The 10,758-nt window shown below is 68.9% G+C and carries 12 protein-coding genes; 4 read left to right on the plus strand and 8 right to left on the minus strand.

Going from position 1 to position 10,758, the window contains the following annotated elements; translation table 11 throughout:
• Nucleotides 1-190 precede the first annotated feature (190 nt).
• Entirely contained in the window at nucleotides 191-901 is a 711-nt protein-coding gene (locus A5681_RS08925) for a haloacid dehalogenase type II (RefSeq protein WP_067272366.1), read from the plus strand.
• 75 nt (nucleotides 902-976) lie between these two features.
• Here the strand turns inward: A5681_RS08925 and A5681_RS08930 are convergent, their stop codons facing one another.
• The 3 genes from A5681_RS08930 to A5681_RS08940 form a co-directional block, all read right to left on the minus strand.
• Nucleotides 977-1,516: an ester cyclase gene (locus A5681_RS08930; RefSeq protein WP_067272369.1), complete on the minus strand. Its 540-nt coding sequence runs from the start codon at nucleotides 1,514-1,516 to the stop codon at nucleotides 977-979.
• 77 nt (nucleotides 1,517-1,593) lie between these two features.
• Nucleotides 1,594-2,889 (minus strand): cytochrome P450, encoded by a 1,296-nt coding sequence (locus A5681_RS08935; protein WP_067272373.1) that lies wholly within the window; start codon nucleotides 2,887-2,889, stop codon nucleotides 1,594-1,596.
• Between the two features lie 11 nt (nucleotides 2,890-2,900).
• Nucleotides 2,901-3,233 (minus strand): MmpS family transport accessory protein, encoded by a 333-nt coding sequence (locus A5681_RS08940; RefSeq protein ID WP_197498551.1) that lies wholly within the window; start codon nucleotides 3,231-3,233, stop codon nucleotides 2,901-2,903.
• Nucleotides 3,234-3,340: 107 nt separating this feature from the next.
• Between A5681_RS08940 and A5681_RS08945 the strand changes: the two genes are divergently transcribed.
• Together A5681_RS08945 and A5681_RS08950 are read left to right on the plus strand one after the other, a co-directional pair.
• On the plus strand, nucleotides 3,341-4,426 hold the full coding sequence (locus A5681_RS08945; protein ID WP_067272379.1) for a dihydrodipicolinate reductase: 1,086 nt from the start codon (nucleotides 3,341-3,343) through the stop codon (nucleotides 4,424-4,426).
• Nucleotides 4,427-4,533: 107 nt separating this feature from the next.
• A complete protein-coding gene (locus A5681_RS08950; protein WP_067272384.1) occupies nucleotides 4,534-6,243 on the plus strand; it encodes an Hsp70 family protein in 1,710 nt (569 codons plus the stop codon).
• Nucleotide 6,244: 1 nt separating this feature from the next.
• Here the strand turns inward: A5681_RS08950 and A5681_RS08955 are convergent, their stop codons facing one another.
• From A5681_RS08955 to A5681_RS08965, 3 genes are all read right to left on the minus strand, one after another.
• Nucleotides 6,245-6,637: a hypothetical protein gene (locus tag A5681_RS08955; protein ID WP_067272387.1), complete on the minus strand. Its 393-nt coding sequence runs from the start codon at nucleotides 6,635-6,637 to the stop codon at nucleotides 6,245-6,247.
• Nucleotides 6,638-6,707: 70 nt separating this feature from the next.
• Entirely contained in the window at nucleotides 6,708-7,805 is a 1,098-nt protein-coding gene (locus A5681_RS08960; RefSeq protein WP_067272393.1) for an SAM-dependent methyltransferase, read from the minus strand.
• A 16-nt stretch (nucleotides 7,806-7,821) separates the two neighbouring features.
• Nucleotides 7,822-8,778, minus strand: coding sequence for an SDR family oxidoreductase (locus A5681_RS08965; protein WP_067272397.1), 957 nt, complete (start codon nucleotides 8,776-8,778; stop codon nucleotides 7,822-7,824).
• A gap of 73 nt (nucleotides 8,779-8,851) precedes the next feature.
• On the opposite strand from A5681_RS08965, the gene A5681_RS08970 reads away from it, so the two are divergent.
• Nucleotides 8,852-9,559: an SHOCT domain-containing protein gene (locus tag A5681_RS08970; protein WP_067272401.1), complete on the plus strand. Its 708-nt coding sequence runs from the start codon at nucleotides 8,852-8,854 to the stop codon at nucleotides 9,557-9,559.
• Between the two features lie 129 nt (nucleotides 9,560-9,688).
• Here the strand turns inward: A5681_RS08970 and A5681_RS08975 are convergent, their stop codons facing one another.
• Together A5681_RS08975 and A5681_RS08980 are read right to left on the minus strand one after the other, a co-directional pair.
• Nucleotides 9,689-10,312 (minus strand): MBL fold metallo-hydrolase, encoded by a 624-nt coding sequence (locus tag A5681_RS08975; protein WP_067272405.1) that lies wholly within the window; start codon nucleotides 10,310-10,312, stop codon nucleotides 9,689-9,691.
• Nucleotides 10,312-10,758 (minus strand): zinc-binding dehydrogenase (locus A5681_RS08980; protein ID WP_156737908.1); only part of this gene is annotated, 447 nt, incomplete at its 5' end. The genes A5681_RS08980 and A5681_RS08975, both read right to left, overlap by 1 nt.

Here is a 10,758-nt window from a genome sequence, read left to right on the forward strand (position 1 = left end):
GTTCGCCGCCCCGCTGCGGCGACCCGATGCCGCAGCGGGGCGGTGAGTTGCTTGGGCCTGTCCACTCCGGTAATTCGTAGCTGAAGATCGGGCGGATGACGTCGTCCTGTGTGCCGACGAAACACCCCGCTAGACGGCGACGCCGACGATGTAGACCTGCCGGCGTGACACCCGACGCGCCCGCGGATGCATGATTGCGCGTGTGGTTAAGGCGCTGTTGTTCGACGTGCAAGGTACGGCGACGGACTTTCATTCGACCGTGTGCGACGAGGCGCGGCGGATCAGCGCCGGCCGCCATCCGGACACCGACTGGTTCGACGTCGTGCGGGCTTGGCGCGCAGGCTACTTCACGGCGTTGGAGGAGGCGCGGTCCCGCCACAGCGGGTGGGTGCCGGTGCAGTCGGTGTATCGGCGGGCCCTCGATACCGTGCTGGACGAACGCGGCATCGCCCTCTCGGGCGCCGAACGCGACGACCTGACGGGCGCCTGGCGGCGGCTCAAGCCCTGGCCCGACGCGGTGCCCGGGCTGACGCGGCTCAAAGGCACGTACACGCTGGCCACCCTGTCGAACGCGGACGTGTCGGCGGTCATCGAGATCGCCAAGCGCGCGGGCTTGCCCTGGGACGCGGTCTTCGCCGCGGAGATGGCCGGGGTGTTCAAGCCCGACCCGGCGATCTATCGGATGGCCGCGACCTACCTCGGCCTGGAGCCCGCCGAGATCATGATGGTGGCCAGCCACAAGTACGACATCCGCGCCGCGGCCGGGCTCGGGTTCCGGACCGCCTTCGTCGCGCGCCCGCTGGAGTTCGGGATCGACGGCGAGGCCGACGTCGCCTATTCCGACGAGTTCGACGTCAACGCGTCCGACTTCCTGGACCTGGCAACCCAACTCGGCTGCTGATCAGCGGCGGGCCGACCCGGTCATCGCCGCGGCGGTCAGGCCGCCCAACGCATACAGGCCACGCATGCGGTGATTTTAGGCACCGGTGAGCGCCGGGTCGGGCTTTTCCGACGACATCGACAGGAATCCGCGCGCGCAGCGCGCGGCCAGCAGCCAGTTCGCGGGTTTCTTCATGTCCAGTCCGCCGAGGAGCTGTTTGATCATGGTCAGCGTGTCGAAGTAAATGCGTTCGCAGACAAGCGTTTCGGTGTCGTCGAAGACGAAGTAGGCGGTCATGCGAACCCGGAACCGGCTACCAGTGGGCGGCACCTTGCCCAGGTAGCCGCGATGCGTGCCCATCAACCAGAACTCGACGATCACCGCGTCGGCGCTGTGCCGCAACGCGATGATCTCGTGGTCCTGGTCCGGAAAGGCGGTGCGCGTGTAGGTGTAGTAGTCGCGCACCGCTTTGTCGCCGTCGTGGACGATCATCTGCGGGATCAGCTCGTAACGCGGATGCGGGAACGTCGCCAGCACGTCGTCCCAGTCCTGGCGGACCTCGTCGTGAAAATGGTCGAGTACCAGCTTCTCGCGGGCGGCCAGCACCTCCGGCGGGGGAAACGCGGGGATCGTCATGCCGAATAGGTTAGGCCGAATTTGATATCGCGGGCGCTATCAAATTCAAGAGTCCGCACATGCTTCGAGACTGAGCGCTACCGCGGCGGGGTCCAGGCGACCGGCAGGGCCTTGATGCCGTGGATGAACTGCGACAGCAGCCGCGCGGGCTCGTCGGTGGCGACGATGTCGGGGATCTCGCGACGCAATTCGTCGAAGACGACCCGGATCTCGCGGCGGGCGAGGTTGGCGCCCAGGCAGAAATGCGCCCCGCCGCCGCCGAACCCGAAGTGCGGGTTGGGGGTGCGGGCCACGTCGAACAGCCAGGGGTTGGCGAACTTCGACTCGTCTCGGTTGGCCGAGTTGTACCACAGCACGGCCTTGTCGCCCTCGGCCAACTTGGTGCCGCTCAGCTTGAAGTCGCGGGTCAGGGTGCGCCGCATGTAGACCACCGGCGAGGCCCACCGCACGATCTCCTCGACGGCCGTCGGCGCCAGCCGGTCGTAATTGGCCCACCACTTGTCCCGTTCGTCGGGATAGCGGGACAACGCCAGCACGCCGTGGCTGATCGCGTTGCGCGTGGTCTCGTTGCCGGCGACCACCAGCAGGATGAAGAACGACGCGATCTCCGCCGACGACAGCCGTTCGCCGTCGACCTCGGCCTCGACCAGGCTGGTGGTCAGGTCGTCGTGGTGATTGACGCGGCGGTCCTCGGCGAGCGCGGTGGCGTAGGCGCCGATGTCCATCGAGATCTTCAGGAACTCGTCGAAGTCGGTCGTCAGGTCCGGGTCACCGAAACCGAGAATCACGTTGGTCCAGTGGAAGATTCGCTGATGGTCCTCCTCGGGGATGCCCATCATGTCGCAGATGATCTGCAGCGGCAGCGGCCCGGCGAGCTCGGTCACCAGATCGGCCTCACCGTTGGGGTGGTTGGCGATCAGCGCCGCGACCAGCCGGCGGGCGCGCTCGCGCACCGACGCCTCGATGCGCGCCACCACCTTCGGGGTGAACGCCCGGCTGACGATCGAGCGCAACCGTTGGTGCCGCGGATCGTCGAGCACGATCATCGATCCGAAGTACTCGGCGATCTCCGGGGCGTTGTCGTTGACCGTGATGTTGGGGGTGCTGCTGAAGATCTCCGGATGACGGCTGGCGAAGTGCACGTCGTCGTGGCGGGTGAGCGACCAATACCCCTCGCCCGCCACGAATCCCTCCATTTCGATCGCGGGCCAGAACGAGAGCGGGGCCTCGCGGCGCAGCGTGGCGAACGCGCCGTCGCGGAAGTCGTCGTCGAGGCCCCAGAAGTCCAGCGATTCCAGGTGGATCTCGGAGAGTGGGACCTCCGGCGGAGGCGCCCCGTTGGTGCGTGTCGCGATACCCGTCTTCAGACTCACCGAGACCTCCGTTAGTGGGTGCAGACCGTCCGGCCGCCGGCCGACTGCGCGTCGGCGACGACGTTGCCGTCGAGCAGGATCCGGCAGCGGATGGGTCCGACCCCTTGGGCGCTGATCACGAACACCTGACCCCCGAATGCGGTGAATTCCGTCGACCACGGCAGCGGCGCGTTCACCTGGTGCAGCTGCCCGGCGTCGGTCTGGTACGAGATGTACTGCGCGACGCCGTTACCGGTCACCTCGTACCGGGCCTGCGGCATCTGGGGGAGGGCGTGCGCCACGCCGGGGGCCGCCGCGACGCCGACGGCGAACAGGATCGAGAGCCCGCGCACATGCTTGGTCATGATTTGCATCGTGTCACCACGCGCGGTGCTAGGGAAGGTTTCCGGGCAAGGCGACGGGCGGCCCGGTCTAGTGTGAGTCCCACGGGGGCTGGTACGGGAAGGTGAGTATGTCGGAACACGGTCCAAAGCGCGTGGTGGTCTGGGGCACCGGCTTCGTCGGCAAGATGGTGATCGCCGAGATCGTCAAGCACCCGCTGTTCGAGTTGGTGGGTGTCGGCGTCAGCAATCCGGACAAGGTCGGGCGCGACGTCGGCGACATCTGCGGGCTGCCCGAGCCGGTGGGGATCAAGGCCACCGACGACGTCGACGCCCTGATCGCTCTGCAGCCCGACGCGCTGGTGCACTACGGCCCGACCGCGATGCACGCCAAGGAGAACATCGCGCTGATCACCCGGTTCCTGCGGGCGGGCATCGACGTGTGCTCGACGGCGATGACCCCGTGGGTGTGGCCGACCATGCACCTCAACCCGCCGCAGTGGATCGCGCCCATCACCGAAGCCTGCGAGCTGGGGGAGTCGTCCTGCTTCACCACCGGCATCGACCCCGGCTTCGCCAACGACCTGTTCCCGATGACGCTGATGGGCCTGTGCTCGGAGGTGCGCCGGGTCCGCGCCTCCGAACTGCTCGACTACACCAACTACGAGGGCGACTACGAGGTCGAGATGGGTATCGGCCGCGAACCCGAATACAGCCCGATGCTCGAAGACTCCAACATGCTGATCTTCGCGTGGGGCGCCACGGTCCCGATGATCGCCCACGCGGCGGGCATCATGCTCGACGAGATCACCACCACCTGGGACAAGTGGGTGACGCCCACCGAGCGGCACACCGTCAAGGGCGTCATCAAGGCCGGGCACGTCGCCGCCGTCCGGTTCACCATCAACGGAATCTACAAGGGCGACACCAGGATTCAGCTCGAGCACGTCAACCGTATCGGGCTCGACGCCGCCCCCGACTGGCCGTCGGGGCATGACAACGACGTCTACCGGGTGGACATCGAGGGCACGCCCAGCATCTTCCAGGAGACCGCCTTCCGGTTCACCGACGGCTCGGGCCGCGACGCGGCCACCGCCGGGTGCCTGGCGACCGGGATGCGCGCCCTCAACGCGGTGCCTGCCGTCAACGACCTGCGCCCGGGCTGGGTCACGCCGCTGGACCTGCCGCTGATCGCGGGGGCCGGCAACATTCGCTGACGCGGTGCACAGCGCGCACCTAGGTTCCGCTGAGACGCGGTACAGGTTTGGGCGGCACAATATCGGCTAGCCGGTTTTGCGAGTCGCTGAAGTTGGGGTTGGGATATATGGCCGATGGATCTGGGACCGCGCTGGGACTGTCGATCGGAGCCACCAACCTGGCGGCGATCACCGCCGGCCAGGCCGTCACCCGCAAGCCCGTCCTGACGCTCTACCCCGAGCGCGCCCCCGAAGTCGGCGTCCCCGCCGAGAACCCGCGACTCGACCAGCCCGGCCTGGTGCTGACCGGGTTCGTCAACCGGGTCTCCGATCCGCGCGGCATCGTGGCGCCCGACGGCTCGGTGCACCGCAGCGAGGAACTGATCGCCGACGCCATGCGCGCCCTGGCCTACGCCGTCACCGGCGGGCGGCCCCTGCCCGAGAGCGTCGCCGTGACCTATCCCGCCCACTGGGCGTCCCCGTCGGTGGACGCGGTGGGCACCGCGCTCAGCGCGGTGGCCGAATGGTCCGACCGGACCCGGCCCCTGCTGCTGATCCCCGACGCCGCCGCGGCGCTCGTCGCCGCGCGCGGCAACGCCGGCCTTCCGGGCGCCGGCGCGGTGGCCGTGTGCGACTTCGGCGGCACCGGCACCAGCGTCACGTTCATGCGCGCCGACGGCGACTACCGGGCGCTGGCCCCGACGCTGCGGCTGCACGACTTCTCCGGCGACCTGATCGACCAGGCGCTGCTGAGCGCCGTCGTCTCCAACATGCCGACCACAGCGTCCTTCGAACCGGCCGGCACCGTGGCGATCGGCTCGCTGAGCCGGCTGCGGACCGCGTGCCGGGGCGCCAAGGAAGAGCTGTCGTCGAACACGGTCACCACGCTCCGTGACGGGCTGACCGGTGAAATCCGGGTCACCCGCGAGGAGCTCGACGACGCGATCCGCACCCCGCTGGACAGGTTCGTGGCCGTGCTGGAAAACGCATTGGCGCGCAACGGGATTCAGGATCTGGTCGCGATCGTCTCCGCCGGCGGCGGGGCGCACATCCCGTCGATCACCACCACGCTGTCGCAGTACTTCCGCGTCCCGGTCATCACCACGGCGCGCCCGGAGCTGACGGCCGCCACCGGCGCCGCGCTGCGGGCCGGGCACGGTCCCGCCGAAGCCTTCGCTGCCGCCGCGACGGCCTCGGCGCCCGCCGCCCCCGCCACGGCGACGGCGCAAGCGGCTCCAGTGGCTGCGGAGGGGCCGACCGGGGCCGCGGCCGCGCAGGCCTGGTCGCAGACCGGCAACCAAGCGCGGGTCACGCCCGTCGCCGAGGAACCGGCCGAACAGGCGGCGGAGCCCGCCAAGCGCAAGAGCAGGCTGTTTCGGCTGCCGGTGCTGGCCGGGATCGCCGGCGCGGCGGCCGCGCTGGCGCTGGTCGGGACCGCGGTCACGATCGGCCTGACCTCGTCGGACAACTCGGCGACGACCCCGGGCGTCACCAGCAGCCGGGTGCCCCCGCCCAACACTGCGACGGCTCAGCAGGCGCCCCCGACGCAGGAGGCCCCGCCGCCGCCGACCACCGACACCAATCCGCCGGCCAACACCGAGACGCCGTCCACCAGCGCCCCCTCAGCCAAACCGCAGAAGGCGCCGCCGCTTGCGGCCGCGCCGGTGCGCCCGGCGGTGCCGCAGATCCCGGACGTGCCGCCCATCCCGGCCGTGCCGGGTCTGAACGAACCCATCCCGGGACTGGACCGCGTCAACCAGATCGTTCAGGGGATCGCGGGTGACTTGGGCATCAGCGGCATCCCGCAGTTGGCCCCTCAGCTCGGAACGGGCCGATAGGTCAACGCTTTTCGCCCTTGTTCTCCGCCTCCGCGGCCTCTTTGAGCTTCTCGTTGAGGGCCTTGTCCTTCTCGATCTGCTCCTTCAACGCCTGCTCGTCGCGCTGGTCGTCGGACTTCGCCTCGTCCTTCGAGTCGTCGGCGCCCTCGGGAACCTCGTGCTTGGGGTTGCCGTCCTCGTCCAACCAGTCGTTGACCGCGGTCCCCGAAACGCTCCCGCCGGTGCCGGGCAGCACGATGGTCGGCTTCTCCTTGTAGGCCTCCATCATTTCGGCGGCCTTCTTTTTGTCGTCCTCGTCAGGCTCCGGCTTTTCCGTCAGTTTCTGATCGGTGTCCTGGTCAGCCGACTCTTGATCGGTGTCCTGCTCGGTCGACTTGTCGTCCTGCACGCTCATGCACAAACCCCCTCGCAATCGCAGGTCGCGATTCGGGAGGGTTACCCGTTGCGGCGTTGTGTCGAAACTCTCACACGCCGGATCGTTCACGCTTGACCAGCTCGACCAGGGCCAGCGGGATTCGCATCGGCTCGGGCGCGCTTGACAGCCGCGCCGCGACCGCGACCTCGAGCTGGTCGACGAACTCCCGGGCCCGCGCGTCGTGCACCCCGCCGTCCAGCCCCCGCACCAGGGCGGGAAACAGCGCCGCGCGGGCGAAACCCGCCCACTGCGCCCCGAACGCCTCGGCGTCGCCGTCGGTTTTGTAGCGGGCCCAGAATCGGTCCTCGGCGTTGAACATCTCCAGGTGGTCGATCGTCAGGCCCTCGAAGCGGCCGCTGGGCGCGAACGGGGCGCGGAAGTCCTTCTCACCGCGCGCGAAGGTCGGAATGGTCATCCGTCGCAGCTCCTCCTCGCGGACCAGGCCGTCGCGCACGCGCTCCCGCAGCCCCTCGAGCATCGCGTCGATCAGCGTCGGAAACCCCGTCGTGCCGTCTTCGTCGAGCGCGATCGTCATCACCACCAGCCGCCCCTCGGCGGCCAGTTCGCGGCCGCGGAACGCCACGAAGTTGTGCCAGTCCAGCGCCGCCCGCTCGGCGTACGCCGCGCGGGCCGCGTCGTCGCTGCTGTAGGCGACGTGCACGTGATCGTGCACCTCGCCGGGCATCGCGCTCAGCCACTGCGTCGCCCACGACGACCAGCCGAGGTTCACCGTCTTGGACGGCACGATCTGGTCGTAGAACGAGCGGCCGACCGACGACGCGAACGTCGCGCCGTCGAGGTGCAGGTAGCTCTCCGGGTCGTCTTCCAGGGTGTGAAAGAGCGCCGAGAAGTCGTTGTCCGGAATGTCGGTGTGCGCCACCAGGATTGCGTGATCCTGGCGGGTGCGCCGGCGCAGCACCGCGATGGCCGCCGCCAGGGGCTTCAGCGAATTGTGCCCGTTGGCGGCGCCGTAGTCGGCGATGACGATGGGCTGGGGCGGCCTGGGCAGCGCCACCCGCTCGGCGGCGCGCTCGAACAAGGCGATGGCCGGCGCCAACCCGGCGGCCTGCAGCCGCGACGACTGGGTGTAAACAGGCTCGGGCCGAACCACAATGCTCGATTCGGGCATCCTTGGCTCAGGCGGCATGTGCCAACGATAGTCGTCAGTTCGGCTTCGGGTAGCTGACGCCGGTGAGTTGCTCGGAAAGCTCCCAAAGTCGTTGGCAGTCAGCCTCGTTACGGGCCCGCGCGGGCACCCTGGCCGGCCGCACGCCGCCGCCGGCCAGCTCCTGGAATCCGCGCGGCCCGTAGAACGCGCCGCCCGCGGCGTGCGGGGCGGCCGCCGCGTACAGCGCCGGCAGGATCCCTTCGTCGATCTCCTGCCAAAGGAACGGGGTGAAGCGCCAGGACGCCTTGTACAGCCGCTCCATCAGTGCCGGCTTCTCCCGGCCGTGCGAGGGCCCGGCGATCTGCAGGTTGGTCTTCGTCAGGCCCGGGTGCGCGGCGTTGGACACGATGCCCCAACCGCCCGCGCGGCTGCGCCGGTCCAGCTCGAGGGCGAACATCAGCACCGCCAGCTTCGACTGGCCATACGCCGACATCGCCGCGTAGGACTTCTCGAAATTCGGGTCGTCGAAATGGATCTTGCCGCTCTGCCGGGCGGCCAGGCTGCTCAGCGAGACGACGCGCGATTTGCCGGCGGCGCGCAGCAGCGCCAGCACGTGCCCGGTCAGCGCGAAGTGCCCGAGATGGTTACTGCCGAACTGCAATTCGAAACCGTCGGCGGTGGTGTCACGTTCCGGCGGCGTCATGACGCCGGCGTTGTTGATCAGGATGTCGATCGGGCGGCCCTCGGCGGTGAGCTGTTCACCCAGCGCGGCGACCGAGGCCAGCGACGAGAGGTCCAGCGCCTTGATGGTCAGCTTGGCGTCGGGCACCGTCTTGCGGATGTCCTCGATCGCCGTTTCGCCCTTGGCGCGATTGCGGATCGCCATCACGACGTCGGCGCCGGCGGCCGCGAGGCGGCGGGCCAGGCCGAAGCCCAGGCCGCTGTTGGCGCCGGTGACGATGGCGAGCTTGCCCGACAGGTCGGGGACCGTGGCGACGAGATCGTTGGCCATGGGAATCACTCCTTACCGGTTTCACCCGGCTCCCAGTGTGCGCCGTGTGCCGTCGCGGTGACACACTGCCTGGATGAGCAGCCGTCGGCTCGCGAAGATTTCGCTGGCCGCCGCCATCGTCGTGATGGTCGTGTCGGTGGGCGGCTTCATCGCCGCCCTGGTGCTCAACGCCTTCTTCCTGGACAAATACAACGCCTACGGCGAGGTGCCCGTCCCCGGTTCGGGCAGCCTCTACCTGCCCGCCGGCGACGTCACGATCAGCCTGCACAGCGTCGTCATCAGCGGACCCGATCGCGGCCTGCCGGTGCCGCCGCTGGGCGTCACGATCGCGCCGCCCGACGGCGTGGCGCAGCCCGTGGTGACCGAAAGCATCGGGACCACGACGACGGTCAACAACGACGCGCACGTGCGGGTGTGGGTCGCCCGTGTCGCGTCGAGCGGCACGTACAACATCACGACCGACGGTCAGGTCAACGGCTACATCGACCCGCGACTGGCCTTCGGCCACACGAGTTCCTTCGGCTTTGTGGTGTGGCTGTTCGTCGCCGCCTTCGTGGTGGGCCTGGCCGGCTCGCTGTTGTCCGGGTGGTGGCTGGGCCGCACCCGCCGCCGGGCGGTGGTCGCGGCCAACCCGTACCACCGGGTGCCGGCGCCCGTCGAGCCGACCGATGAAGGGGTGCGCCTGGAGCGGCTCAAAACCCTTGCCGCGCTGCGTGACTCGGGTGCGCTGACCCAGGAGGAGTTCGATGCCGAGAAGCGGCGGATCCTCGACGGGCAATAGCCCGCCTGCCTGGGACCATTAGGCGACTCTCGGATTTGATATCGCCGGTGATATCAAATCCGGCGGCGGCATGGTGGTAGGAAAACCGGTGCGCGTGTGACGGATGTGGCCGCCAGGGCGTGTGAAGGCTCAGTGCCCCCGGGCCACCCACTCCTCGTAGTGCACGATCTCGTCCCCGATCGTGGTGTCGTCGCCGTGGCCGGTGTGCACGAGCGTCTCGCCCGGCAGCTTGCCCAACCGCTCGGAGATCGAGTGCAGGATCGTCGGGAAGTCCGAATAGGAGCGGCCGGTCGCGCCTGGGCCGCCGGAGAACAGGGTGTCGCCGCTGAACACGACGCCCAGGTCGTGCGAATACCAGCACACCGATCCGGGGGAGTGCCCCGGGGTGTGCAACGCGCGCAGCTCGGTGCCGCCGACGGTGACCGTCTCGCCGTCGGACACCGACCGGAACTCCTTGTCGGGGTGCGTCATCCGCCACAGCACCTCGTCGGCCGGGTGCAGCAGCACCGGCGCGTCGAGCGCCTTGCCCAGTTCCGGCGCGACCGTCACGTGGTCGTTGTGGCCGTGCGTGCACACCACCGCGACCACATGGCGGCCATCGACGGCCTCGATGATCGGCTCGGCCGTGTGCGCGGCGTCGAACACCACGACGTTGGAGTTGTCACCGATCAGCCAGATGTTGTTGTCGACTTCCCAACTGCCGCCGTCCAATTCGAACGTGCCGTGGGTGACCACCTTCTGAATCTGAACCATCAGAGCACCACCACCGAACGCAACACCTTGCCCCCATGCATCTTGTGGAAGGCCTCCTCGACGTCGCCGAGGCCGATGCGCTCGGAGACGAATTGCTCCAGGGGGAGCCGGCCCTGCAGGTACAGATCGATCAGAGTGGGGAAGTCGCGCTCGGGCAGGCAATCGCCGTACCACGACGACTTCAGGGAGCCGCCGTGGCTGAAGAAGTCGATCAGCGGCATCTCGAGCTTCATGTCGGGCGTCGGAACCCCCACCAGCACAACGGTTCCCGCGAGATCGCGGGCGTAGAAGGCCTGCTTCCAGGTCTCGGGCCGGCCGACGGCGTCGATCGCCACGTTGACTCCGAACCCGTCGGTGAGGTCCTGGATCGCCTCGACGACGTCGGTCTGGCGGGCGTTGACCGTGTGGGTGGCGCCGAACTTGCGGGCCCAGTCCAGCTTGGTGTC

Source organism: Mycobacterium scrofulaceum (assembly GCF_001667885.1).
GTDB classification, from domain to species: Bacteria; Actinomycetota; Actinomycetes; order Mycobacteriales; family Mycobacteriaceae; genus Mycobacterium; species Mycobacterium scrofulaceum_C.